The organism is Methylobacterium longum (assembly GCF_022179385.1).
Classification (GTDB): Bacteria; Pseudomonadota; Alphaproteobacteria; order Rhizobiales; family Beijerinckiaceae; genus Methylobacterium; species Methylobacterium longum.
The window spans coordinates 40,612-65,713 of the sequence record NZ_BPQS01000030.1 but is presented as its reverse complement, the minus strand read 5'-3'; the positions used below and the strand labels follow the sequence as shown (position 1 = coordinate 65,713).

The window sequence follows — 25,102 nt, the reverse complement described above, 5'->3', positions numbered from 1 at the left end:
CCTCGACCACTGCTGCGACGCCTGGAACAAGCTCATCGACCAGCCCTGGCGCATCATGTCCATCGGCCTGCGCGCCTGGGCTCATGAGTTCTGATCAGTGAGAGTTAGTATAAGGTGCTGCCAAGTCGAGTTCAGGCGCTTGCAGCCACGCCGGGCCAGGGCCTGCATGCGTGGGCGCGTCAGCGTGCGGTGACGAGACGGGTATCTTCATCGCCACCAAATGCTATCGCGAATGGGCGGCGCGTGAAGACCGAAGCACAGCAGCGGGCGCTGATCCACGAGGTGACAATCACGACGCGGCGGCCGGATGGATCCCGAAAGGCGCAGCGTCGCTACACGATCGCCGCTTGCCGGCGCGAGGTCGCGCCTGCCGCGTCTACTACCCGCTCACGCAGATCCTGGCTGTAGGGTCGGCCCATGCCCTGCTCCTCGTCTGGAGCGCGCAATGAATCAGCCCAACAGCCCCGCGTGAACCCCAACCATCCGATTCAGCTCAAACCGAAAACGCTCTAGCGTCGAGCAATCGGAAGCACACGAGCTTGCGGTCGTACAACATTCGCTTGATCGTTTTCTGAATTGTCCCGCATACTGACGCTCTTAACTGCCTGGTCGCCGGCGGCTAGCGCCCGCTCCATCTCAACGCGGCTTCCACCGCTCACAAGGACTTCGCGGAGCTTGTCAAATTGCCCGCACCAGATCGTTTCTTGATCTTTGTCGCGCATGGCATTTCGCGGACTGGACGGCCGGTCTGAGCCGACTAGTCGAGCTTGCAACCTCGATGCGTCGGCGGGAGCCGCGAACTCCACACCGTAATCGTCGGTACCTGGACGACGAACGACGATGCGGCCTTCCTTCGCCCAAGCAGCCTCCATTCCCTCCCGAATTTCATAGCCGAGCGATGCCAGTCCCCCGAGTACAGCCCGCCGCCGGGCGACGGCGGAGGCCTGTCGGCGTCCTTCATCCAGCAGCCTTTCCCCCTCGGCAATGCGCGTCCGCATCTCCGCGGTGTTTCTATTTGAAATCGCGGTATCGAGCTGAATGCTGCACGCCCGCGCCACATCGGAAGGAAACGCCGCCAACTCTGCGCGAACTCCCATCGCTCTGCCTGTGGCAACTTCGATGGCGCGTTCGTCCTGCAGGCGCCGAGCGGCCTCGAGAATGAGTGAGTCTGTCAGGAGAGCGCGTCGATCCGCCGAAGGCTCAGTTGTGATCGATATCGCTCGCGCAGTCAGATCGCTGATGTCGACAAGCGTCGAGCGGGTGCTCAGCTCCGACAGCAATCCGTCAAGCCGTTCCGCCTGAGGATCCGGTCGAGCATTCTCCTCAATCCATTGGGCAAAAGCCGGGATAGGGCCGCCGGCATCGAGCCGGGCAGCGAGGTCACTCTGTTCGGAGGACTGCTTCTGCGGCTTGCCTTGAACCAGCGTGGCTAGGCTGGCCTCCACGGCGCGCTGCATGGTGTCCAAGTCGGCTCCTGTTGCCGTCATCGCGCCGTCGATTGCGGCAGTGAGGGCCGCTGGCACCGGGTGCCCCGCCTTTGCCAGCGAGGCCGCAACTGAACGGGCCGCATCAAGCGTTCGACGTTGCCGCGAGCGTTGTGCCGCCTCGGCGGCGACGGCTTCGCCTCTCAGGCGTTCGCCCTCGAAGCGGAAGTGCTCGATCGCTCCTGCCGCGTCCTTCTGCAGATCGCTCCATCGTTCGGAGTGCAGCAACGCTTCGAGAGCGGCCCGTCGTGCCGCCACTTGCGACTGAAGTGTGGAGCTTGCCAGTCCAAAACGGTTTGCGTTGCGGAGGAGGTCGGCAGCAGCCTCGCCTACAAGCAGGAGCCAGCGCCGGCAGGTCGCCTCCAACTCCTCTCGCGTCACAACCCTGACCACCTTGGGACCGCTCATTCCGCTGCCTCCCTCACAATAGCTGTGGCAAGAGCGTCCCGAAGCCTTGCCCGCTCGGCTTCCGGCCGACCGTACCAAGCGCTCGATGAAACGCGGTGCGTGCGCGGGACGGCGCGACCGAGCACCTTAGGCCGCCAGACTTCGCGGGCTCTCGCCTTTTGAAGGAGACGGTGGCGAGGGGAATCGCATTCGATCCCAAGGCCGAAAAGCCCCGTCCGCGGATCGACGATTGCGTAGTCCAAGCCGAAGACGTCGGTTTCGTCCGAAGATGGCACCGGCTCGTAGCCGAGTTCTCGAATGTATCGCCCGACGGCCTGAGCCAATCCGTCGTGCTGGACGGAGCCGATCTTGATCTTGCCCTGGCCCGGCGCGAGGCGCGTCTGGAGCGCCCGCGCAGCGGCAACGTCTCCTGATGCCATCTTCCCCGCGTAATGGAGATAGGCCTGAAGAAAGTCGCGGGGCTTGTGCGGCACGCGCCCGGCGGCGTGCCAGTCCGAAATCTCGCTGAAGGGCATCGAGGTGACGACGACCACCTTCTCCCGCGCGCGCGTCACCGCGACGTTGAGCCGTCGTTCCCCACCCGTCTGGCCGAGGACGCCGAAGAACCGGCGGAAGGCTCCGCGACGGTCTCGGCCGAAGGTGGTGCTGAAGACGATCCAATCGCGCTCGTCACCTTGGACGTTCTCAACGTTCTTGACGAAGAAGCCCATGTCTTCGCCGCCCTGGTTCCGTTCGCGTTCGGTCTTTAGGGCAGTGAGGAAGGTGGGGTCCGAGCCGGCGCGTTCCTCGATCTTATCGGTGACGAGGTCGGCCTGCTTTTTGTTGAAGGTCACGATGCCGATGCTCGGTCTCTTCGCGACGGGAGCCGACCAAACCTCAGCCAAAAGCTCGACCAAGCGGTCGGCCTCCTCGGGGTTAGTCTGGGCATCGTAGACGCCGTCGACCCGGAGCACCTCGATCGGCTTGCCGCGACGGATCTCGTCGTCGGGGTGGCGAGCCGGCACGCTCAAGCGGTTGCCGTAGAAGGCGCCGTTCGAGAAGCCGATCAGTTCACGGTAGGTCGATCTGTAGTGGATCTGCAACGTGGTGGCCGGCAGGCATCCTCGCGCAAGCTGTAAGAGGTCCGGACACGCCGTCACGTCTTTCTTGTTCCACGCATCTTCGAGCGCCGAGCGTTCGGCCTCGGTGGCCGCATCATCGGGCTGCTCGTCGACCTCTTCGTCCTCGTCTTCTTCCACCCGACCGGAGAAGAAGGCGCTCGGCGGCATCTGCTTCTCGTCACCTGCGACGACGACCCGGCGCCCGCGGAAGAGGGCTGGCACGGCTTGCTCGACGGGGATTTGCGAGGCCTCGTCAAAGATCACGAGGTCGAAAAGGCTGGGCTTCAGGGGAAGCAGCCGGCTCGCCACATCGGGTCCCATGAGCCAAACCGGCCGCAAACGCATGAGTCCGAGAGCCTCGCCCCTGTCGAAGGCGCCCCGGAGGCTCATCGGGCGCGGCCCCCGTAGAGCCGTGATGACATTCCAATCTGCTGGGGGGCCGATCGAAGCCGGATCGATGCCGTGGGCCAGCACCTTCCTGTTGAGGTCTCGCATCTCCGCGTCGAGCCGCGCCAGGCCCGCGACCTTGCGCACCGTCTCGGCCATGTCGACCGAGAGTTCAGGATGCTCCGCCTCGATGCGCGTTTTCCAACCGAGCAAGGCCTCGCGCCGAAGAGTCGCCCGCACTACTTCGTCGAGTGCGCCGGCCGGTGCGCGACGCAACATATCCGCATGCGGCCGCAGAGCGGAAAGTGCGGCGAGGGCTTCCGCGTCGAGCGACGCCGCTCTCGCGCGGAAGCGCTGGAAGGCCGACAGTGTCGGCAGGGCCGCCATGATCGCTTGCACCGTTCGCGGCATGGAGTCGCCTCGACGGATGGCGTCAATACAGCGTGTTGTCAGTTCGTCATTGAACGATGCTGCCAACGGATCCAGGACCTTGAGGCTCGCCTCGCGGGCGGCATGGCGTCGAAAGGCGGATTGGTAGCCGGTTGCCAGAGCATGAAGGGCTGATCCCGAAGCGGTCTCGACCACATGCTCGGCGTCTACCGGCCGCGGGCAGGACAGTGCCGCCTCAGCATCCTTCGCGGCTTCCTGGAGCGACGCGGCCATGGCGGCTGCATCTTCCCGCAGGGTCCGCAACGGTGCCGGTGTTGACGCTGGCGCCAATCCAAGGGTCGCGCGCAGGGTGTCGAGGCGCTGGCGCAGCGGTCGAACCGTGCATTCCAGTGCCGTCGCCGCTGCGAGGGCCGCTAGTCCGAGTTCGTCGCCGACCTGACCGAGGCTGGTCAGGTAGTCTCGGCAGGACTTTCTGTTGCGTCGCCGACGAGAACTCAGCCGGCCGAAGAACCCTACCGGTGCCGTCGCTTCCCGCGCCTCAGCCGATCGGACCTGCAATTCCTGCTCGGAGAGCGCGGCCACCGGCTCGAAGATCTTGCCTTGCGCTTGAGCCTGCGCGGCGTTCTGCAAGTCGGAGGCGAGGGCCGCGAGATCGCGGACGATCCGGCTGCCGGGCGTCTCGCTTCCCTTCTCAGTCTTGAAAAGCGGGAACCACGCACGAAGCCGCGCGCGGCGTTCGTCACTCATGGCCGCCAAATGCTGAGCGCCGGTCTCGAGCCAAGCGCGATGTGGAGCAGGATCCTCGATCTCGAAGGAAGGCGGCAATTCGGCGATCAGTGCTTCGCGGGCGGTCTCGGCCGCCACGAAGCTGGCGAGGGTCGCCTGAAATTCTGTGACCGCCGCGTGGTCGACCGCGAACAGCTTCAAAGCCGCAAGGGCGCTGCCTTCGAAGGCCGACGCGAGCCATAGAGACGCGGTGGGCCCGCATTCTTCCTCGAGACGCGCCACGGCGTCGGCTCCGAGGTTCGCCAGCATACGCCGCAAGAGAGGCGCGTCGATCGCGAGACCATCGTCGTCGATCGAGAGGAGCTCACCCAATATCTGGCGGTAGGTCAGGCCCGCCAAATCGTCCACGACGTGGAGAGTCTCGTGTCCGCGGTCGAGGTCCTTTTCCACGACTTCGATGCGCGCTGCCTTGGCATCGCGTTGCTTCCGCAGGGCGGCAAACGCCTCAGGATCGCCGGCACCGAGGGCCGCAACCTGATCGCGCAGCGCACGGAAGATGCCCTCGCGATCACGGTTGACATCGTTGACGATGAAAAGGCGCTCTCCGAGCCCCTCCGCGTCCATGCGCTTTTGCACGACCTTGAGCGCCGCCTGCTTCTGGCAGACGACAAGGGCTGTCTCACCGCGTCCAATGACATCAGCCAGGATGTTGACGATCGTCTGGCTCTTGCCGGTTCCGGGCGGTCCCTCGACGAGGAGGCCGGGCGCCAGACGCGACGCAAGAACGGCCGCGTCCTGCGACGGGTCGCCTTCCGCCGTACCGAAGCGGTCACGTTCTGGCACGCGCTCCGGTTGAGGAGGTGCCGGCGTCCCGGAGACCCTGAGAGCAGGATCCAGGGCCGTCCCGGCAACGGGCTGGGCGCGCAGCTGGCGCAGATCCTCGACGAGCGATTGACCGGCAAACTCGGCATTGAACAGCACTGCGGACGGACACAACGCCATGGGCACCGCAGGGACCGCATCCTTGCCCGGCAACCGGGTGAGGGTGTATCCCTGTGGTTCAGCGAGATGACCAAACCCATCCATCGCCTCGCCGAGCCGGAGAGCTGGCCGCTTTAAAAGGTCTTCGGCTGCCGAACGCCACTGCGCGAAGGTTTCCTTGCCGAGGAGCCCTTCGAGCGCTGGATTGAGCCGCACCTCCTCACGCCCACGGTCGAAGGCCAGGCTCGCCGTTTGGCCCGTACCGCTCGGCAGGTCGATCGACACCGGCCACAGCAAAATGGGCGCAATGCGCGGCTTGGTGTTGGCCCGTCCGGGACGCATGTCGCGGGCATGAAGAATCGGGAAGCCCAGATATCGCCCGTCGATGCCGGTATCGCGGACGAACGTTTGGGCATAGTTGACGAGGTGGCGAAGGCGGTATCCGATGTTCTGATCCACTGTCAGAGCATCGGGATCGATCGGCGTCGCGGCTTCGCCGCGAGCCAGGATCTGGTTCAGCAACGCCTCGGCCGGGCGCGAGCCTGATCCGAGTTCCATCAGGTCGAGCCTGGGCGTGGTCTTACCCAGCACGAAGCGGACGAGCGGACCACGGCCCACGGTCGCGGAGAGCCGCTTCTCAAAGACGTCCATTAGTTTGGCGACGTATTGCTGCCGCGGGGGCTCCTTCCATTGCTCCTCGGCAACCGACAGCAGTGCTGCCGCCCGCGCCAGCGACATCCTGCGTTCGACCCGATAAGCGTCAGCCCACTCGTCGATCGCCGGATTGCCGCAGCGGGCGAAATTGGCGATGCGCGCATCGACAGCCGCGAAGATCTCGCGCCGAGAGGCGGCGAGCGTTGCGCGCAGTCCGGCCTCATTCGCCGGCACGCCGGCCGAAGCAGCGGCCGTTCGCGTAGCTTCGACCAATGCCTCCATCGGCACGAATTGATGCAGCGCCGCGCTGATGAGGATGATCACATCCTCGTCGCCAAGCCGCGAGCGCTCGACCAGCATGGCGAGTCCGGCGTGGTCCGTGTCGGGGAACAGGACGCGCCTCGCCTCTCGCTCGGCGTCAAGGTTGGCCCGCGACGTCGCAAGTAGCGCAATGCGAGCCCGATCTTCGTCGAGTTCAACCTCGAGGCGCTGCGCACGCTCCCGCACGGCGGCAGCACGGGCCTTGAGGCGGGGAAGCCACGCCTCGCGCCCGAGCCGTTCAAGGTGCCTCGGCGCATCGCCGGTCACCAGCGCGTAGCCTTGCTCGGGATGCGCCATCAGCCACGCGGGGGTGACGATCTCGCCCCGGATCGACAAGGGCAGCGCCGGGTTAATTGCCATCATGGCAATCGCGTGTCGGAGATCCGGGTCGAGGCCATCGGCCGTCGAGGCATTCCTGACCAGCGAGAGGATGCGCGCATCCTCCTTGCGCTCCGCCAGCCAGGTCGCCGTGGTCCCGTTGGCCGTCAGCGCCGCCGCTTCCTCCCAATGGCCGGCCTCGGCAGCCGCGAGCGCGAAGGCCGCCGGGGCGGTGAAACTCCGACCCGCGAGACGGATGGCGGGCCCCGCCCGCTCGTCGGTTCCAGGCAAGTCCTGTGAGGGCGGCGACGGCGCGACGCCGTTGAGCCACGCGCTGACCTCCCGGCCTCCCCAGCGTCGATTCGGGTCGCGGACGAGCAGTCCTCGGAGAAGGGTTCTGATCTCGCCGCCGATAGTGTCGGGCAGTGAAATCCCGCGCGTGACGACATGCAGTCGGAAAGCGAGGTCGTCGGTCCCGGCGAAGCACGCCCCGCGTGTCGCCTGCTCCAGGACGATCATCCCCAGCGACCACCAATCCGAGGCGGCGCTGACCGCGCCGGCGATGGCCTCAGGGGCGGAGTAGCGGGACAATTGAAGCGGCGCGACCTGTTCCAAATCGAAGTCCGACAGCCGCGCCGATCCCCATCCCGTGACGACGAGATCGAAGCTTTCGGGATCGCGGATGAGCACAGTCGCCGGCCGCAGGTCGCGATGACGCAATCCTGCTTCGCTGAAGGAGTGCAGGGCCCGACCAAGCTCCTCGATCGCGGTGCGCAGCCTCTCCGGCTCCAGCCACCCCGCGGCGTCGAGCGAGCCGTTCGGCATCGGCTCGACGGCCTCGAAGGTGCGCCCGGCGACGCGCCCCGTAGACAGTAGTTCCGGGACGTGATCGGTGGGCAGGCGCCCGAGGGCCTCATGTACGGCAGGGTCGGGTTCGCTCCCCTCATGGTAATGGACGATCCGCGCCGGACGACCATCGCTGTCCCGCACGGCATCGTAGACATCCCAGGGACCCGTCGCGGTCCCGCCCCCGGCCCGAAGGATATTCCGAAAGCCCTCGAAGGCGGGTGGCGCTTCCACCTCTGGGGGGCGATCGGGCCCGGGAGCGGATTCTGAATCGCTGTGATGGTCCGCTGCCGCGATCTCGCCGCCGCAGACCATGCACATCTGGTCCCCAGGCTCTACCGGATGACCGTTGACGCAGCTTGGCGCTCCCTCAACGGTCCGCAGTTCCGGTAACGAGGGCTCAACGGGCAAGCGCGGCTGCGAACTGCCGGCGGGCCGTAGTTCTTCCTCGCCGATATAGTATTGGCAATCCTCGCAGGTGATTTCTGAAGGAGGGCGCTCACTGCCGCATGAAGGGCAGACGCGGACGATTGCCGGAAGGTCGTTGGTCGTATCAGTCACCGCACGTCCTCTGTCGCCGCCGCCGAGTGGCCGGCGGCTTTCAGCGCCGCAGCAAGCTTCACCATGTCTCCCGGTCGCGGGATGCCGACCAGGAACGCGTCGCCAGTGTTGTCGTCGAAAAGCACGTCGAGGGCGCGCTCTCCGACAGGCAATGGGGCCTCATAGGCCGAGAAGAGCTCCACGCCCCGTGTGGTGAGTGTCACCAGACGTTGGTTGTCGCTGCCGCGAAGAGCGACCGTTTGTGGAACGGCGCGGAGGAAGGGATCTGCAATGACTGCATCGATCAGTCCATCGAGTTCAGACAGCGCACGCGCCAGATCCTCCAAAGCCCGTCCAGAATAGACGAGGACATCCCCGCCGCCGAGCCGGTGCCAGCCGCGAAGAAGCGCGGCGAGCGCTTCGGACTGCTCGAACGGTTCGCCGCCCGATATTGTCAGGCCATCTGCCGACGACACGACCGGGGCGAGCGTGTCCAGCACATCCGCGACCGTCGTCATACCCTTGCCCGCCGCCCAGGTATCCATCGACACGCAGCCAGGGCACCGGATCGAGCAGCCCTGAAACCAGACGCCGACTCGCTTGCCGGGGCCGAGCGTCGTGATGGGAAAGTGGATGCGTGAGAGCGCCAAGGCCGTCATCGGCTCGGCGTCCTGGATCGGGTGAGCTCGATCACCGTCCCACCTTCGGGGTGCACGTGAAGCGCGGTGATGCCGAAGGCGTCCCCGGGGGCGGCATCGCCATCGAACAGTGCTCGGGCAAGCGGACTGATCAACCCGCTTTCGACTTTGTTGCGGATCCCACGGCCACCATTGGACAGGTCGGAGAGGCATGCCTGCCTCAGGGCGACGCGGGCGTCGTCGGCGATGGTGACCTCGATGCTCTGATCGACGGCGATTCCGCGAAGCACCTCATCGACTTGGCCCTCGAAGATCAGTTCTGCGATCTCATGGCGGATGAAGTCAAAGACCAAAATATTATCGCCGATCCTGTTCAGGATCTCCGGCCGATTCAGAACGAGCTTGAAATGCCGATCGATCTCCGCACGCACCTTCGATTGTACGTCGAAGAAGGCGTCATCGGCCGTAACGTTCGCCACACGAGACCCATCGGGTTCTAGGCGATAGATGCCGAGATTCGACGTAAAGATGATGAATGCCTCGGAGAAGTAAACACGGTCACCGCGGCCGCTCGTGAGCACTCCATCATCCAGCACCTGCAAAAATTTATCGAGAATGCGCGGGTGTGCCTTTTCGATTTCGTCGAAGAGCACAACCGAGAACGGTCTTTCGCGAATCGCGTTCGTGAGTTCGCCGCCGACGTCGTAGCCCACGTAACCCGGTGGCGCCCCAATCAGACGCTGGTCAGAGTGTTCCGCCGAGAATTCCGACATGTCAAAGCGGATATACGCCGTCTCGTCGCCGAAAAGCAGGCTCGTGAGCGCCTTCGCGAGCTCAGTCTTGCCGACCCCAGTAGGGCCAGCAAGGAAGGCGACCCCGCGAGGGCGGCTGCCGCGCCGGGGTGCTCCCACGCCTGTGACCGCGCGCTTGACGATATCAAGCATGTGCATGACGGCATGGTCTTGGCCTTTGACCCGCGCCTGCAGCGTCGCCGTACCATTTCGGACTTTCGCTCGGTCGATTCGTCTCCAGGGATCTTCGCTCACTCCCACTTTGTAACGCCGGACGGCATCGCCAATCGCGGAAAAGCCGATGCCCTCGCTTCGAGCGAGTTGCGCGACTGCGGCCATGTCGACCAGCAACATCCCCTCCGTGCCATCGACGAAGGCGCCCACGGCGACCTCCCTCTCGCCCGCGATCGCATCGGCATGGCCGGCGAGGCTCTTGAGGAGGACCCGAGCAAGAACCCCGCGTGCGATATTGTCGGGTTTGCCGATCGGGATGTGTCGAATGCGGGGGTTGCCGATTAAAAACCAATCCGGCAGGTCGCCTTCCTTATCAACGACCCAGACAATGGAATTGAAGAACGGACGCGGCGGCGTTCCAATGGGTCGGGAGCGCGCGACGTGGGAGGCGACGAGCGCCTGCATAAAGGCTTGATGCTCAGCCGCGCTAAGGGCGTCGTTGCGAACGATCAGCCGCGACGCGAAGTCGATCAGCAGGGCGATCGGCTCTCCGGATCTCGCAGCGATCCGCGCAATTGTCGCCGCGAGCAGTTCGAGCCCGGCGGGAGCATTTCCCTGAGTATCCGGCTGCAAGCCCAACGCCGCCATAATGCCGAGTGCGGCTTGAGGCTCCTCACCGGGGCCTAACAATGGACGGAAGCCAGTTACGGGGTCGAAGTAGAGGACCACGGCGAAGTCCACTTCCCGCAATTCGCTTCTCAGTGACGCTACAAGCGAAACAGGGACAGGCGCTCCCGGTGTTACCTCCAACAGCTGATGATCCCGGACATTGCCAGATATGACGAACTGCGGCTTGAGCGGAAGGAAGCGCCGAAGGTCGCGCAACCAGCGCGACTTATTTGTCACTGATGCAGCCAAGACGGGGTTTGTCACGCGCTTTCACTCTGCTGCATCAATCCGCCCGATTTATTTTTGCGATCTTCCGTGTCACTGAACTTATCTCAAACAATGTGAAGATCCATATCCTCGATAAACTTACGAATACAGCTCATGGATCTTGACGTTCGGCACGACTTTTCGGGCAATTTCGCAGAGATGCCGATGGTGAGTCAGGTAGATCACCTGTCCGACAGTGGACATCTTGCCGAACATAGAAAGGACCTCCTCAGAGCGGAGTTCATCGAAGGTCTCCATGATATCGTCGGCGACGAACGGGACAGCCTGCCGGCCCAAGGCGAACTCCTCGTAGCCAGCAAGGCGCAGCGCTAGGTAGAGTTGAAACCGCGTGCCTTTCGACATGTCGTTGGCAAACTTGGAACCGCCGGCACGCGGGAGGCCGATGAGGATCTCGCGGTCCTTCTCAGGACGTGTCGTCAGACCCGTGTACGCGTCACGAGTGATGGCTCGGAAGGCATCGGACGCCCGACGCATCATCGAGCCGCGATGTTTCTCGCGGTAGACTTGCAAGGCGCGTTCGGCAAGCAGGGCGCCTGTGCGCAGGTGAAGGTAACGAAGGGCCTTGTCCTCGATCTGAAGCGTGACGGTCCGACGTTCAGCCTCGATGCGCGCCACAGCGTCGTCACCGCCCACCGCGGCCAATCGATCCGACGCGCTCGACCGTGCAGCGAAGAGACCCTGCAGGCGCATGTCGAGATCGTCAATCCGCTTCAGGAGTTCGTTGTTCGAGGCGGCCCGCTCGGCCGGAGCGATCTCGCCGAGCCGCGTCAGAGCGGCGTCCATGGTCGCCGATTCGGTCTCGTGGAGGATGCGAGTCGAGAGTTGCCGGAGTTCGTCCTCGAGGCGGTCCCTGTGCGCGCATCGCTCCAACCAGGCGCTAACGTCGGCGAGGCTTTCCGCCTGGAAGAAAGTGAGGATCTCCGACTTATACGCGTCGTGAACCGCCATCTCGTCGAGGAGGGCGAGGCGTTCCTCCACTAAGCCGGCCAGTTCCCGCTCCTTCTCGCCGCGACGCGAGAAGGCACGCAGCGATGTCTCGCGTCTGTCGCGCAGCGCCGTCGCCGCCACAGGGTCGCGCCCTTTCGGCGTCTCGCCGAGCTCGCGATGCAGGGTATCGAGCTCGTTCAGAAACGCCTCGCAATCCGCCTCCATCGCCTTCACGCGGTACTGGATTGCGTCCCGCTCCGCGATCTGGGCCGGGAGGCCGGCGATGAGATCCACGACGGCACGGATGGCGTTGCGATCTGCGGTGTGTGCCGAAAGCCAGCTCCCCGAGAGAGCCACGGCCCAGCGCGTCTCCCAATCGGCCTTCGCCTCGGCCGCGTCCTCGGCGGCCTTCCTGCGGCTCTCGAGAATCCGTGTGCCGCTGCGGATGAGCTTATCGACCGAAACCCGCTGCTGAGACTGGGCGGCTTCGGCAGCCAGCAGAGTGTCCGCCGCCTGCAGAAGAACGGTTGCATCCACCCACGCGAGCGCGCCATCGCCGGGGTCGATCGCCTCGGCAAGCCGCCGCGCCTCGTTCCGGATTTCGGTGTCGAGGCTCTCGGTCTCCGCCCGCGCGGACCGGAGCTCACTCAGGGCGACGAGGGTGCGATCCCTCTTCGCGATCCAGTCGTCGATGTCGGAAAGCTGTTCGCCGACCGGCTTGGCGAGCATTCGCTCGATTGCCGTTGGCAGCGTACCGGCGATGTCCGCCGTCAAATCGGCGATCTCACTTTCGACTTCCGCGAGGAGTTCGGTTTCCGCGGCGATCCGGGCTTTCGTGAGGGCGAGGTCCCGCTTCAATCCGCGGATCTCGGCCAGCCGATCCACGTTCGCGATGCGCGCCTCGGCCATGGCATCGACGGCGTGCATCGCCAGTTCGAAACCAGCGACCGTGTCGGCAGCCGGTCGCTCCCGATAGGCTGACCAAGCTCGCTCGCGCACCTCGCGCAGGGCCCTCGCCTCCTCGTCACCGATGGCGCCGGCGACGGACGCAGCCACGTCGAGGGCCGCCTCGATCTCCGCTTGGCTCAGGAGCAACTCGCGGCACCGCTCGCGATGTCGGGCGCGCCGAAGGTCCTGCGCGGAGAATGTGTCCCGCCAAGCCCTGATCTGCCGCGGCGAGGGGACGGCCAGATCCTCCAGCGCGTCCACTCCACCCGTCCAAGCTTCCAGGGAACGGAGGGCGTAATCGAGGGCCTGCGCCTTGCCGGTCGCGCTCTTCGCAGCTACGCGACGGTCGGCGAGAAGGTTGCCGTCCCGCAGTCGGGTGACGCCCGCCTGGAGTGCGGCCTTCCGGGGCACGGCGAGCGGCGGGGCGATCTGGTCGAGGCTCGCCCGTTCCGCCAAGGCATCGTCGAGCGCGCGCGAGGCCATCGTCGTTTCCTCGGCGGCGGCCGTGAGCCGCACCTCGATGCCGGACCATTCCTCGAGAAGACTCCGCAGGGTGCCGAGGGTCGCGGCTTCGACGATGAGGGCGTTGGGATCCTTTGCGCCGGCCTCGCCAGCCGCAGACCGCGCGAGGTTCGCCAAGCGGGCCTGGGCTTCCGCGAGTGCGGCGCGTCGCTTCGGCAGATCGGCTTCGGCGGTCTGGAACCGGGAGGACATGGCCATGAGCGCCTCGATCCGGTCCGCGAGCCGCAGGATATTCCGGTCGAACTCGATCCCGTCGATCTCCGCGCGAAGGCGCGCGGTCTGCTCGTCCTTGCCGCGCAGCGTCGTCGCCAGGGTCGCATCTCTGACCATGAGCGCGGGCAGCTCCGCTGCCCAATGACCCGGGGGACGCGGCAGGTCCGCCAACGCCGCTAAATCGTGACTGATCCGTGCATGATCCGCGGCGAGTGGCGCCGCGCGCATCAGGCAGCTGAGCGTGTCCTGGCGTGCCTTCAGCGTCCCGCGCTCCAAGACCGCCTCGTCGTAGGCCCTCTCGGCCCGCCTCAGGTCAGCGACGAGCCCCGCATAGGCGCTGGCCTGCGTGTCGATCTTGTCCCGCTCGCCCTTCAAATCCGAAAGGCGTCGCTTGAGGGTGGCGATCTCGGTCGAGGATGCCCGCTTTCTAAAGATGCGGTCGGCTTCGGTGGCGACGATGGCCAATGCGGTGCTCAAGTCGACCAAGCCCGCGCTCGCTGAGAAGAGCAATTCCCCGAGGTCGCCCTTGCTCTCGAGGATCGCGTTGCCGCCGTCCTCCAACGTCTGTTCGTCGAGGGAGAACATCATGCGGTAGGCGTCACGCGTAAGACCCGACAACGCGCCGCCGAGAACCGTCTCGCCCACCGGTTGTCCGGACGCATCGCGGAGCGAGCCTGCCCGCTGCGTGACGCGCCTGAACTCGTGACGGGCGCCACCGAAATCGAGGACCGCGCCAACCTCCATCGCGTTGTATTGATGCAGGAATCCGTAGCGCGTGCGCTTCTCAATGCCGAAGAGTAGGTCGAGATAGGCGGAGAAGGCCGTCGACTTTCCAGCCTCGTTCAGGCCGTAGATTATGTGGAGATCGGGCCCCGCGTCATCCTTATCCCCGAAATCGATCACCTGGTCGGTGAACTTGCCGTAACGGATGAGGTCGAGCCGACGCAGGCGCATCAGCGGGGGCTCGCCCCGTCCTGCGCCAGACGGGCGACGATCTCATGCCCGCTCTCGCTCAGCAGCGTGTCGAGGAAGCTCTCGAACGCAGTTTCGTCGTCGCCGCAGAAGCGCCGAGCCTCCGGTGGTAGGTCGTCCCTCACTTCCATGACGAGCGCCCGGATGCTTTCGCGCACGCCGTGCTGGTGTAGGATCTCGTCACCAATGAGGGTGCCGAGTTCGTCGATGGGATCGGCGGTGCCGGAGGATGCGGGCTCGCGGGGCGCGTTCGCCGCGATCTCGATCTTCTCGATCCAGACGCCGCCGGAATTGCCGAGCCGGTGCTCGCTCTCCTCCAACAGCAGGTCCCGGTCGCGCCGCAGGCGCCACGCGTGGGCGGTCCGCCCCCCTAGCATCAGGCGCGCCACGAGGTGGGGCGCCGCCGTCCTGCCGCGAACAGCCAAAATATCACGCTCGATCGCATCGACGACGTCCGCCCAGGATTCCGCATCCGACACATCGACGGGGATGCGCTCGAATTGAGCAATGCTCGTAGCGCGCTCCTCGATCGTGACGCTCCGGTCGTCGCGCACCGTGACGAGGCTGACCGTCTTCGGGCCCGCCTCGTTGATGTCGCGGCCTTGCGGCATCCCGGGCATCACGATGGCACAATCGCCGCGATGCTCCGACCGCGCATGGATATGGCCCAGCGCCCAGTAATCGAAGCCGCAGCCCTGCAACTCGGTGACCGTACAGGGCGCGTAGAGGTCATGGCCATGGCCGCCCGCCAAGCTCGTATGCATGATGCCGATGTTGACGGCGCCTTGGACGGCGGGCCGGTACTTGGGCAGCAGGCTCTCCGGCGCATGGGGTTTGGCGAAGCTCAAGCCATGCATGACGACGTCGAGACCGCCCTTGCGAAACTCGACTGCCTCCGCCCTGCTCCCGAAGAGTTTTAGCGACGGAGGAAGAACCAATTCCTGAGTGATCTTCGACAGGGCATCGTGGTTGCCGCGAATCTTGTAGACGCTGATACCGGCCTCGTGGAGTCGCTCCATCTGCGTGGCGAGGAAGCGCGCGGTCTTCATCGACGTCTGGTCGCCGTCGTAAAGGTCCCCCGCGACGACCAAGGCATCGACCGCCTCTTCGAGGCAGAGATCGATGATCGCCATGAAGGCTCGGCGCGTCGAGTCGCCGATGAGCGTCGCCAGTTCACTATTTCGCATCGCCAGCGACCGTAGTGGCGAGTCGAGGTGGATGTCCGCTGTGTGGACAAATCGGAATGGCATCGTAGGAAGGGGAGATCCGCACACGAGGAGCCACAGCCTGCCTCGCAACACGCGGAAGCTTAGCCTTTCTTGAATTAAGATCAAGGCGGGTGACAGCCGCCAGCGCGCGAGCTCACGGCGTGCATCTTTTTTGCATCACCGCTCGCATTGCAGCGGTAAAACTGGTTTATCTATTAGCAAATAAAACAGAAATTACTCTTACAAATCTTTATACGCATGTCTTCGTATATATTCACAAATAAGTTCGCCCGTAAATTTATACTTGAGACAATGGAACAGTCTATCGGGGATCTTATTTATCTTTTTCAATCTAAATTTGACGGATTATCTGAACGTCTCGGTAATCATAGAGATATTGGAGAGAATTAGCGAGAGCCAGAGGAGTTGGGAATGAAGCGAGTACAGAAACCGACCGCAGAGCGGGAGATACAGACACCGTGGCAGATCGAGGCGCAGACAGCGCAAGGCAGGGGCATCGCCATGGTCATCATGGAGACGAAGATCTTCAAGCAGAATCAAAGAACGAGGGTCTCAGGCAAGACATGTCGTGATTGCTGAAGGTGACGCAGGTCATGATCATCAATTGGCAAGACGCCTATAACTAACGATGGCCGTACTTGTTGCCTGATGATCGCCCGGCCGTGCGCGCCACATTCCCGGATCTGGCATGTCGGCTATAAAGGGAAGCGGCCGTGCGATGTTCGCCCACCTGGTCCTCTTAAGCCAGAGTCAGATCAGGTCGGCGCTGGACCCAAGGTGAGAATCGGCATGTGATTGCGCTCAGTCCAGGTCCGTCTCGGGCGTCCGCTTTCAGGGTGCTTAATCGGGCCAGCTGAACAGCTGAAAAGGGCGCAAAGCTGCCGACTGGGTTTGGCCGATTGCGGCTTGTCCGCTTCTGAACAGGAGACCAGAAAAGCGGACGCGGTTGTAACCCTCGCTCACAACCCATAGCAGGTCTTGAGAACGTCCGCTCTCAGGCTCTTGGTGAAGCAGCTTCGGACGACGGCGATAGGCCGAAAAGAGGCCGTTTGCTCCAGGAAATCATTGAGGCGAAGCGATCATCCTTGGGCGATGAGTTCGACTTCTCTTCGCTCATGTCACATCTGTCGACCCCGTCTCGTCTCTGTGGATGACGCGCGTTTCGTGGTCCTGACGTGCCAGGTGCACGCGCGTCCCATGGAAGGGATGACGATGACTACTGTAGTAACTGCCAATGCCGGACGAACCGATCCGGGATATGCTGGCCCTCCGCGTGTGCAAGGTGAGGAGTTGGTGCCATCGCGCTACATGGTGCGGGTCGGTGAGATCGATGTGCTGGTCGTCAGCGATGGAGTGCTGCCGCTCCCGACCAAGATGTTGGGACACAACGTCGATGCGGCCGAAAGGGCGGCTTGGCTCAACGACATGTTCCTGCCGTCGGACGCGTTCGACTGGTCGCTGAACGCGGTTGTGGTCCGCAGTGGCGGCCAGACCATCCTCATCGACGCCGGCTTGGGGCTGGACCCGAACCTGAACCTGCCGCGGGCCGGGCAACTGGTCAGGCGACTGGAAGCTGCTGGCATTGATCTCGCGGCTGTGACCGACGTGGTGCTCACCCACATGCACATGGACCATGTCGGCGGGCTCCTCGTCGACGGCGTGAAGGAGCGGCTGCGCTCGGATCTACGGATCCACGTGGCGGCTGCCGAGGTCAAATTCTGGGAAGCGCCTGACTTCACGCAGGTCGACATGCCAGAGGGGTTTCCTGATGCGCTCAGGACGGCCGCTAAGCGGTTCGCGCAGGAGTACCGCAACCAGTTGCGGCTGTTCGACGAAAAGTACGAGGTCGCGCCGGGGGTGATGGTCCAGCGCACCGGCGGCCACACGCCCGGGCACAGCGTGGTCCGCCTGTCATCCGGCGGCGATCGGCTGACATTCGCCGGCGATGCCGTGTTCACGGTCGGATTCGAGCATCCCGACTGGCACAACGGCTTCGAACACGATCCCAAGGAGGCGGCTCGCGTTCGCGTTCGGCTTCTGCGGGAATTGGCGGCGACCGGCGAGCAGTTGATCGCCACGCACCTGCCGTTCCCGTCCGTCGGCCGGGTTGCGGTTGATGGCGACGCTTTTCGGTGGGTTCCCGTATTCTGGGACTTCTGAGTGCACGGAGCCCGTGCTGGCCCGGTCGTCCGTTGAATCCGGGAATTCGCGCACGGGTGCCTCATCGACAATCGTTCATCCTCGGGATCGGGATCGGTCCTGAGGATGCGCTTCCGTGGGCTCGTGCACCGTCCCGGCAGGTTTGGACCGGGAAGACTTTTCCACGCTGCCCCGGTCCCGAGCATCCCACAAGGTCAAGCCCTCGCTAGGCTCAAGTCGGGCGCATTGATCTTCCACGCCGATGTCACACTGCGAGGGGCGCTCCTCGTCATGACCTCGACCGTCCCAAAGGGATTGGAGCTGAGATGGAGCGTCACATGAAGATCGTCGTCATCGGCGGAACTGGGCTGATTGGCTCACAAGTCGTCGCCAACCTGAGGAGCGCCGGCCACGAGGTGCTCGCGGCCTCGCCCAATACCGGGGTGAACGCTGTCACAGGCGAGGGCTTGGCGGACGCGTTGCAGGGCGCCAGCGTCGTCATCGACGTCGCCAACGCGCCCTCCTTTGCTGACGATGCGGCGATGGACTTCTTCGTCCGCGCCGGACGGAACCTCGCGGCGGCAGAGAAGGCTGCGGGCGTCACGCACCACGTGGCACTCTCAGTGGTCGGGACCGAGCTCCTGCTCGACAGCGGCTACTTCCGCGCGAAGCTTGCCCAAGAGGAACTGATCGCCTCGGCGGGCGTGCCCTGGACGCTGGTCCGCGCCACGCAGTTCTTCGAGTTCGTCGGCACGATTGCGGGAGCGGCTATCATCGACGGCGTGGCCCGGGTGACCTCCGCCTCAATCCAGCCGATCGCATCGGCCGATGTAGCCGAGAAGGTCGCTGAGGCCGCGCTCGCACCACCCCGTAACTGCATGATCGAGATCGCCGGTCCTGAGCGGCTGCCGATGGTCGAGCTGGTGAAGCGCCACTTCGACGGCATCGGCGAAACGCGTGACGTCATCACGGACGACACCGCCCCCTATTTTGGAGTGCTCCTCGAAGATCGCTGGTTGACACCCGCTGGTGACGCTTGGCTGTCAAAGCGGCGCTACAGCGACTGGCTGGCCGCGCAGCCGAAGCGCGTGGCCTGAGGTACGCTGCCGATGGATGCGGCCTACGTCTCGGCGCTTTCAGCGCTCGCGGGTTCCAGCATCGGCGCGATGGCCTCCTTCGCGACCACATGGCTGACGCAACACAGCCAGGAGCGAGCAACTCTGCTGGTGCAGGACCGCGCGCGACGGGAAGCTCTCTACGGCGAGTTCATTCGGGAGGCGTCGACACTGTTCGGCGACGCCTTCCAGCATGACCTCAAAGATCCGGCCAAACTGGTGAACCTGTATGCCATCGTGAACAAGATCCGGCTCTTCGGCGGCCCGGAAACGCTCGAAGAGGCGGAGCGTGTCATGCAAGGCATCGGCGAGACTTACTTCGCCCCGCATAAGAGTATCTCGTCCTATGCCGACATCCACCACGCCGGCGACCTCGATCCACTCTGTACCTTTTCCAGGGTATGCCGCAGGGAGCTCGCAATCGCCCGGCGGTGAGACTCATTGAGGCATATGCTCTGCCGCTGCCCCTCCGAACAGCCTTGCCATACGTTCGAGCTTGTCCGGGTTGCGGGTGAAGTAGATGCCGACGATCAGGCCGCCCTGGATATCCAGGGCCACGGTCTGGAGGGTTCCGCCCGGCTCCAGGCTGAAATAGCCCGGCAGGCCATCGATCCAGAGGTCCTGCAGCTTCTGGGCATGCTGGATCCACGACTTCCGGGCAGCTCCCTCGAACATACGCATGACCTTGTCGATGCCGATGATAGGCCGCGGGAATGCGTGTACCTTTCCGCCACCATCGGAGTGCACGATGACGGCATCCGCGAGCATGCTGCGAAGCGCCGCGACGTCGCCTGTCGCCGACGCCTCGAAGAAGGCTTTAGCGATGCGTGTCCCCTCCTCCCTGTCGACGGGGAAGCGCGGACGTGCCGACTGCACGTGCCTCCTCGCTCTGGCTGCGAGCTGACGGACAGCTGGCGGCTCACGCTGAAGTGTCGCCGCGATCTCCCCGAGCGGAACCGCGAAAACGTCGTGCAGGAGGAACGCAGCCCGCTCCAGAGGCGAGAGCCGCTCCAAGGCGAGCATCAGCGTGAGTGTCAGGTCATCGCCAGAGGCTTCGTCCGGCGCCATGGCGACGGGCTCGGGCAACCAAGTTCCAAAGTATGTCTCTCGCCGTGCGCGGGCGGACTTCATGACGTCCAGGCAGAGCCGCGTCACCGTGCGCGACAGGAAGGCACCGGCCGACGATACACCGGCATGGTCGACGTACCGCCAGCGGAGCCAGGCGTCCTGCACGACATCCTCGGCCTCGCCGAATGAACCGAGCATGCGGTATGCGAGCCGGACGAGCCGCGTCCGCTCCTGTTCGAAGATGAGGGTCGGATCATCAGTGGTCGGCATGGCGAAGCGACCAAACGCTGAGGGCGGCCGCAATAAGCGCAGGAAGTGTAACCGCGGGGAAGTCGCGGGGCAGCACGTCCGGCCCGCAAATGCCCACTGCAACCTCCCAGACGTGGAACAGCGCATGCCCTGAGAGCCAGATCGCACCAATGCTCCAAAGCAGAACACGCGAGCTGGGTCTCACCGCACCGTACACAAATCCGGACCCGATCAGCACGAAGATCAGGCCGATATCGCGCAGGAAGTGCTGATTGAACGGGCCTGTCGAGGTCACGCCTGGCACCGCGAAGTACCATGCCTCAGGCGAGGCGAGCATGAAGATGCCGTTGCCGATTAGTCCTGCGCCAAGCAGGCCAGCCAAAGCCGGAATAGCTTTGCTCATCGCACTCTTCCCTCGTGATCGGTCCACGAGGGTGACGACGCACGAATGCCGGATGTGACATCGGTTGGAAATAAAGCTCGGGGCTGTCGTCAAAGCCTCGGCCTTGCACAGCCCATCTCGCCAAACTCGTGTCGGCTGCCGCTGACCGCTCGAACGTCCGATTTTAGCCCCACAGCGAGAGACCGCTTCCCACCCTTCTATGACGTTCGCCCTTCTGCACCCTTTGTCCGCTTCGGAGCAGGCCAGCGGCCCCGCTCAACGGCTGTCTTGGCCTCGAAGCGGCCGGCCGGAGCTGGCCGAGAGCCGTCGGTCCGCTTTTGAGCAGCGGATACATCGAGGCAGACATAGCCGCGGGGACCGCTCACAATCTGGCTCGGACATTCAGAGATGACCCGTCGCCTCAGCCGACCTCCTTCATGGTCGCTATCCACAGCGACGTGGCGCCCCCACTTTGGAGCGACTGAACCTGTGAGATCTCCTGTATGATGACTCGGCCGTCGACCGGAGAGAAGCTCATGCCTACAGCTCGACGACGCCCTTTCGCCGCTCCGAAAGCGATGAAGCAGGATCGCCTCAACATCCTCGTGCACCTCCTCGAAGCCGCATACTGGTTCGGAATAATTGCGGCGCTGATGTTGGAAGACGTAGCCCTATGGGTATGGGGCGCGACCGCCATCATCGCCGTTCCGTTTTACGCCATCGTCACGGTAGCGGTGCGCTCTCGCCTCGGTATTCTGCGGTGAGCTGTCTGCTTCCCACCGAGGGTGTGTGAAAACTCAGAAGCGGTAGAAGGATCTTCCCGAGAACGACCTGAGCAGTGCCGAAATAGAGGCCTAAACCGCGTCAGAACGGCCACGCAGCGGGGCTACTTATCGGCCGCGCAGAAGATTGTTCTATAGTTTCGGCATGCGCTTTCGTTTTCACACAGGCTCCACCCCAACTAGCCGAGGCGCGTCAGCGCATGATCATCGCATCAGCTTAGCGGTGCCGACCGGCCGGTCCCACAAACCGCGTCGGCTGGCCGATCATAGTGACCGGCCGAGCGTTCAAGGCGCCTCCATTCGGGCTTGGCAGCGAAATTCACTCGGCAGAAGCCCGTAGGCCGCCCTAAACCGACGGCCGAAATGAGTCATGTCCGAGAAGCCCCATCTGTAAGCAATCTCGCTTACTGAACGGTGCCCCTGTGCTGGGTCCGCGAGCGCCGTCCGGCAGCGCTCCAGGCGTCGGCTCTGAACAAGCCGACCGAGCGATGTATTCTCGTCAGCCAGCACGGCGTTGGCATAACGAACGCCTACACCAGCGGCCTTTGCAATAGCTGCAGCGTCGAGCTTCGGATCGGATAGCCGAGCGTCGATGACCGCATACAGCTTCGTGCGAACGAGCAAACGGGCCGACGAGCCACACGAAATGTGCTCTTCTCTCGATTTCCCGAGAGCGAGCGCCACAAGATCGAGCAGTTGTACCTCGACCACGTCCGCAGCCGCTGAACTTAAGCGACCCGCCTGAGAGGGCAGCATCTTCAGGTAGCCCGACGCCAACTGCCCCTCTGCCGTATCTAGGCCGATCGGACGCGCTGTCAGGTCTTGAACCGCTCCGAGGCGGCTCTCCAGAAGTTTACGGTCTGAGATCAGCGTGAGCGTCTCTGAGGCATCGGAGAAGATGGCTTCATGTGGCAGCCGCGGGTCAATCACCGCAAACTGTCCCGGCTTGAGCACCGTTTGGCGTCCACTTTGCTGCAAGACTTTTGACCCTGCTAGCGGCATGAACACGAACAGTTGGTCATCGCTCGGCTGTCCAGTGTGATGCGTCGTGTGCGACACCCTGACCGCCGAACTGCTCGATAGGGTGAGATTGACCGAGCCAATCGATCCTGCGCTGAGCATGGCCTTGAAAGCTCTTCTACAGGCGGGCACCGCATCGTTGCGAATGATGTTCTCGCGAATGGTGCCCATCCAATAATCAAAGCGGTCGCGAGGGTGGACATCGGCCGTCGAGAAGATTTTCTGCATCAAGCCCTCAGCCTGTCCAGCCGATGATCTGTTCCGCCTGAGCCGATTTTACGCCGCGCACATCAGTTAAATTGGACTCAGGAGTGACACCGCGAGCATCCCTTCTGACAGATTGAGACAACACGTGCCACGCTTTTTCGAAAGGCTCTTCATGCACGAAAAGCCCGTTAGCTGCACGCGCACAAAAATTCAACAACACTCGCCACCTGCGGCTGCAGCAGTCGAACTTCGTATCGATAAGCGCTTCCTCAGCTCGCGGCGTCTTAATGCGACGCAACAATTCGGAACCGTCAAAGATCACCTGGAGAATTGAGTTGTCTATTGGAACCCATCAGCAAGCGCCCGCTCTGCTTGATAGAGCGGCTGGCATCGTCTCGGCCTACGTTTCAAATAACTCCCTGCCAGCAAACGATCTGCCGTCCCTGCTCGTTGGTGTGTATGGGGTTCTTCGAGGCCTCGCGAGCGGCGTCCCCGCGGTTGTCATGAACAAAGAGATCGAGAAGGCCACACCTTCGGTGATCCGCAAGTCAATCCAGCCGGACGGCATCGTCAGCTTCATCGACGGCAAGACCTACAAGACGCTCAAGCGACACCTGAACAGCCATGGGTTTAGCCCACGCGGATACCGCGAGCGCTACGGCTTACCGGCCGATTACCCGATGGTCGCTTCCAGCTATGCCGAGCAGCGCTCCCAAATCGCCAGGGCTATCGGCCTGGGCCGATCGGGCCCCGTTGATGAGCGCGGAGCTCGGAGTCGTCCGAATGTCGCCCGACCGAAAACCTCATCACCGGCACGTTAGGTAAAAGCATGGTGGAACTTGAGGAGCAGCGCCGATTTCTGCTGATCAACTTGGCCGCGCATGCCGCACTTGCGCGACGGCGGCTATGCCTCAGCGCACCTGATGCAGCACGGCTGGTCGGCCTCACGCCTCAGATCCTTGAAAATCTTGAGAGCGGCGAAAGTTGCGAACTGCCATTCTCTGCGCTGCTGTACTTGGCTTTAACTCTCGGCCTCAATGATTTGGGCATGCCGCTGCCCCAGCCGCCTGGTAGGCATTGGTCGGGCTCCTGACTACTTCGCGATCCCGTAAATATAGCCTTCATTGCTCGCGGCGGCGGGCGTACGTTTAGTGTAAAGAATAAAAGACTACACCATGCCCGAAAATGATCCCTGTGAAGGTGTGGTGATTGCGCTGAAGCAACAGTTCGACCGCATCGGCCAACTACTGCACGAGCTGGATGACGGCCGCTGGTGGCCCGATGATCGCGCTGGAAATGAGGACGCCGACACCGTCCTGCTTCACACCCGTCGCATCGAGGAGAGCTTACAGGAGATCGCGCGCATCGTGGCCGCGATGAAAGATTGAGGGTGCTGACCTACGGGAAGCTCCCTGACAGATTGTTGGCTCGTTGGCGATGCCTCTGCCCTACTCAGCTCTGAAGGATCTACGGCGATTAGCGCACAACCCAAGCGGCCCGTCGTAGCGGACTTGCGTCGAAGCGGCATCGTAACAATGGGGGAGATCAAGGAGGCTGCGCGAGTTTACCTTGCCGATCCCCGTTGTGAGCCATTCCGGTTCCGGAGCGGTCATACCCTCGATGTCGCGGACGCCGTTGCGAAGCACCAGGCGACGGCAGACGCGCTCACCAACGCAAGGCTTACGTCGAGAAGTCGAAATAAGTTGGTGCAGGCCGCCATCGCTCTCGCTCGGTCAACGCCGCCGTAACGCGGGTCGAGCGGCTCAGGGGCTGGATGCCACGGGCTGGGTCATGAGACATCATCGGCCGGAGCCCCTCTGAGCAAACTCCCAGATCGGCACGCCCTAGGGCGGACCCTGCTTTGTCCGGTAAGCCGCCCTGCGTGGTGAGTTAGAGCTCTATTACCAACCGCAGGTCTGCCTCAGGGACGGCGCACTCACAGGGGCGGAAGCCCTCTTTCGCTGGCGGCAACCGAGGCGTTCACGAGGCAGTTCAACGACCGCCTCGCGGCCCTGTCACGCGTGCAGGGTTTGCTGTCCCGCTCCGACCTGGAGCCGATCACCATCCGAGCCCTGATCCAGACCGAGTTGGACGCTCTGGGGGCGACCGCTATGTAAGACCGCGTTGTTCTGGAGGGGCCGTCAGTCGCTTGCAGCGGACGACGGCCCAGACTCTGGCGCTGGCTCTGCATGAACTGGCCACCAATGCCCGCAAGTACGGGGCACTATCCGACGCAGGTGGCCGGCTCTCCGCCAATTGGCAGACCAACAAGACTGAGGCCGGGCAGCGACATCTCGTACTGAACTGGGTCGAGGAGGGCATCGCGAGGCCGACTAGAGAACAAGGTATGGCGGAGCCACGTGGCTATGGCCGCGAGTTAATCGAGAAGGCCCTGCCTTATGCCCTGAGGGCGCGAACCAGCTACGATCTGAGCGATAAAGAGTTACATTGCAGGATCGAATTGCCACTCAGTTGATGGCATAAAAATACATATTCTGATCGACTGTCTATCGCGTGCTTACATTCCTGTTCCCCCGGAGCAGGCACGGAAAGCCTAGTTATGCGTTGATCGTCTGCGGGCAGGCGTCATCGTGAGCGATGGTACCTTGAGAGG

At 63.6% G+C, this 25,102-nt stretch carries 16 protein-coding genes and 2 pseudogenes; 9 read left to right on the top strand and 9 right to left on the bottom strand.

What is annotated here, in order from left to right:
• Positions 1-509 precede the first annotated feature (509 nt).
• The 6 genes from MFF58_RS21540 to MFF58_RS21515 form a co-directional block, all read right to left on the bottom strand.
• Positions 510-1,892, bottom strand: a complete 1,383-nt coding sequence (locus MFF58_RS21540) for a hypothetical protein (RefSeq protein WP_238291007.1) — start codon at positions 1,890-1,892, stop codon at positions 510-512.
• Positions 1,889-7,759 (bottom strand): AAA domain-containing protein, encoded by a 5,871-nt coding sequence (locus MFF58_RS21535; protein WP_238291006.1) that lies wholly within the window; start codon positions 7,757-7,759, stop codon positions 1,889-1,891. Before MFF58_RS21535 ends, MFF58_RS21540 begins: the two co-directional genes overlap by 4 nt.
• A 413-nt stretch (positions 7,760-8,172) precedes the next feature.
• Complete coding sequence (locus MFF58_RS21530; RefSeq protein WP_238291004.1) at positions 8,173-8,814, bottom strand: 4Fe-4S single cluster domain-containing protein; 642 nt, start codon at positions 8,812-8,814, stop codon at positions 8,173-8,175.
• Complete coding sequence (locus tag MFF58_RS21525; RefSeq protein WP_494337826.1) at positions 8,811-10,664, bottom strand: AAA family ATPase; 1,854 nt, start codon at positions 10,662-10,664, stop codon at positions 8,811-8,813. Before MFF58_RS21525 ends, MFF58_RS21530 begins: the two co-directional genes overlap by 4 nt.
• A gap of 129 nt (positions 10,665-10,793) precedes the next feature.
• The gene (locus MFF58_RS21520; RefSeq protein WP_238291001.1) at positions 10,794-14,279 is read right to left on the bottom strand and encodes an AAA family ATPase; all 3,486 of its coding nucleotides are present in this window, start codon (positions 14,277-14,279) and stop codon (positions 10,794-10,796) included.
• Positions 14,279-15,547, bottom strand: a complete 1,269-nt coding sequence (locus MFF58_RS21515) for a metallophosphoesterase family protein (protein ID WP_238291013.1) — start codon at positions 15,545-15,547, stop codon at positions 14,279-14,281. Before MFF58_RS21515 ends, MFF58_RS21520 begins: the two co-directional genes overlap by 1 nt.
• Before the next feature lie 1,185 nt (positions 15,548-16,732).
• Here MFF58_RS21515 and MFF58_RS21510 point away from each other — a divergent pair.
• The 3 genes from MFF58_RS21510 (at position 16,733) to MFF58_RS21500 (ending at position 19,215) form a co-directional block, all read left to right on the top strand.
• Entirely contained in the window at positions 16,733-17,686 is a 954-nt protein-coding gene (locus MFF58_RS21510) for an MBL fold metallo-hydrolase (protein WP_373323372.1), read from the top strand.
• Positions 17,687-18,003: 317 nt separating this feature from the next.
• On the top strand, positions 18,004-18,762 hold the full coding sequence (locus MFF58_RS21505; RefSeq protein WP_238291000.1) for an SDR family oxidoreductase: 759 nt from the start codon (positions 18,004-18,006) through the stop codon (positions 18,760-18,762).
• A 12-nt stretch (positions 18,763-18,774) separates the two neighbouring features.
• The gene (locus MFF58_RS21500) at positions 18,775-19,215 is read left to right on the top strand and encodes a hypothetical protein (RefSeq protein ID WP_238290999.1); all 441 of its coding nucleotides are present in this window, start codon (positions 18,775-18,777) and stop codon (positions 19,213-19,215) included.
• 3 nt (positions 19,216-19,218) lie between these two features.
• Here the strand turns inward: MFF58_RS21500 and MFF58_RS21495 are convergent, their stop codons facing one another.
• Together MFF58_RS21495 and MFF58_RS21490 are read right to left on the bottom strand one after the other, a co-directional pair.
• Complete coding sequence (locus MFF58_RS21495) at positions 19,219-20,118, bottom strand: sigma-70 family RNA polymerase sigma factor (protein WP_238290998.1); 900 nt, start codon at positions 20,116-20,118, stop codon at positions 19,219-19,221.
• Complete coding sequence (locus MFF58_RS21490) at positions 20,105-20,500, bottom strand: hypothetical protein (RefSeq protein ID WP_238290997.1); 396 nt, start codon at positions 20,498-20,500, stop codon at positions 20,105-20,107. Before MFF58_RS21490 ends, MFF58_RS21495 begins: the two co-directional genes overlap by 14 nt.
• 557 nt (positions 20,501-21,057) lie before the next feature.
• On the opposite strand from MFF58_RS21490, the gene MFF58_RS21485 reads away from it, so the two are divergent.
• A complete protein-coding gene (locus MFF58_RS21485; RefSeq protein ID WP_238290996.1) occupies positions 21,058-21,243 on the top strand; it encodes a hypothetical protein in 186 nt (61 codons plus the stop codon).
• Between the two features lie 303 nt (positions 21,244-21,546).
• Here MFF58_RS21485 and MFF58_RS21480 read toward each other — a convergent pair whose 3' ends face one another.
• Positions 21,547-22,509 carry an AraC-like ligand-binding domain-containing protein gene (locus MFF58_RS21480; protein ID WP_238290995.1) on the bottom strand — a complete coding sequence of 321 codons (963 nt, stop codon included), beginning with the start codon at positions 22,507-22,509 and terminating at the stop codon, positions 21,547-21,549.
• Between the two features lie 266 nt (positions 22,510-22,775).
• Between MFF58_RS21480 and MFF58_RS21475 the strand changes: the two genes are divergently transcribed.
• From MFF58_RS21475 to MFF58_RS21460, 5 genes and pseudogenes are all read left to right on the top strand, one after another.
• Positions 22,776-23,309 carry a Ros/MucR family transcriptional regulator gene (locus MFF58_RS21475; RefSeq protein ID WP_238290993.1) on the top strand — a complete coding sequence of 178 codons (534 nt, stop codon included), beginning with the start codon at positions 22,776-22,778 and terminating at the stop codon, positions 23,307-23,309.
• A gap of 8 nt (positions 23,310-23,317) precedes the next feature.
• Positions 23,318-23,581, top strand: coding sequence for a hypothetical protein (locus tag MFF58_RS21470; RefSeq protein ID WP_238290991.1), 264 nt, complete (start codon positions 23,318-23,320; stop codon positions 23,579-23,581).
• An 82-nt stretch (positions 23,582-23,663) separates the two neighbouring features.
• Complete coding sequence (locus MFF58_RS21465) at positions 23,664-23,876, top strand: hypothetical protein (RefSeq protein WP_238290989.1); 213 nt, start codon at positions 23,664-23,666, stop codon at positions 23,874-23,876.
• A gap of 490 nt (positions 23,877-24,366) precedes the next feature.
• Positions 24,367-24,423 (top strand): annotated as a pseudogene (locus MFF58_RS32620) (hypothetical protein); the annotation flags it as partial.
• 38 nt (positions 24,424-24,461) lie between these two features.
• Positions 24,462-24,964, top strand: a pseudogene (locus MFF58_RS21460) (HWE histidine kinase domain-containing protein); the annotation flags it as partial.
• Positions 24,965-25,102 lie beyond the last annotated feature (138 nt).

Bases quoted from the DNA above. Each gene is read 5' to 3' on its own strand.
- MFF58_RS21540 (WP_238291007.1), bottom strand. From the start codon at position 1,892: ATGAGCGGTCCCAAGGTGGTCAGGGTTGTGACGCGAGAGGAGTTGGAG.
- MFF58_RS21480 (WP_238290995.1), bottom strand. From the start codon at position 22,509: ATGCAGAAAATCTTCTCGACGGCCGATGTCCACCCTCGCGACCGCTTT.
- MFF58_RS21505 (WP_238291000.1), top strand. From the start codon at position 18,004: ATGAAGATCGTCGTCATCGGCGGAACTGGGCTGATTGGCTCACAAGTC.
- MFF58_RS21470 (WP_238290991.1), top strand. From the start codon at position 23,318: ATGGTGGAACTTGAGGAGCAGCGCCGATTTCTGCTGATCAACTTGGCC.
- MFF58_RS21500 (WP_238290999.1), top strand. From the start codon at position 18,775: ATGGATGCGGCCTACGTCTCGGCGCTTTCAGCGCTCGCGGGTTCCAGC.
- MFF58_RS21520 (WP_238291001.1), bottom strand. From the start codon at position 14,279: ATGCGCCTGCGTCGGCTCGACCTCATCCGTTACGGCAAGTTCACCGAC.
- MFF58_RS21475 (WP_238290993.1), top strand. From the start codon at position 22,776: ATGCGACGCAACAATTCGGAACCGTCAAAGATCACCTGGAGAATTGAG.
- MFF58_RS21485 (WP_238290996.1), top strand. From the start codon at position 21,058: ATGAAGCAGGATCGCCTCAACATCCTCGTGCACCTCCTCGAAGCCGCA.
- MFF58_RS21490 (WP_238290997.1), bottom strand. From the start codon at position 20,500: ATGAGCAAAGCTATTCCGGCTTTGGCTGGCCTGCTTGGCGCAGGACTA.
- MFF58_RS21530 (WP_238291004.1), bottom strand. From the start codon at position 8,814: ATGACGGCCTTGGCGCTCTCACGCATCCACTTTCCCATCACGACGCTC.
- MFF58_RS21495 (WP_238290998.1), bottom strand. From the start codon at position 20,118: ATGCCGACCACTGATGATCCGACCCTCATCTTCGAACAGGAGCGGACG.
- MFF58_RS21465 (WP_238290989.1), top strand. From the start codon at position 23,664: ATGCCCGAAAATGATCCCTGTGAAGGTGTGGTGATTGCGCTGAAGCAA.
- MFF58_RS21515 (WP_238291013.1), bottom strand. From the start codon at position 15,547: ATGCCATTCCGATTTGTCCACACAGCGGACATCCACCTCGACTCGCCA.
- MFF58_RS21510 (WP_373323372.1), top strand. From the start codon at position 16,733: ATGACGATGACTACTGTAGTAACTGCCAATGCCGGACGAACCGATCCG.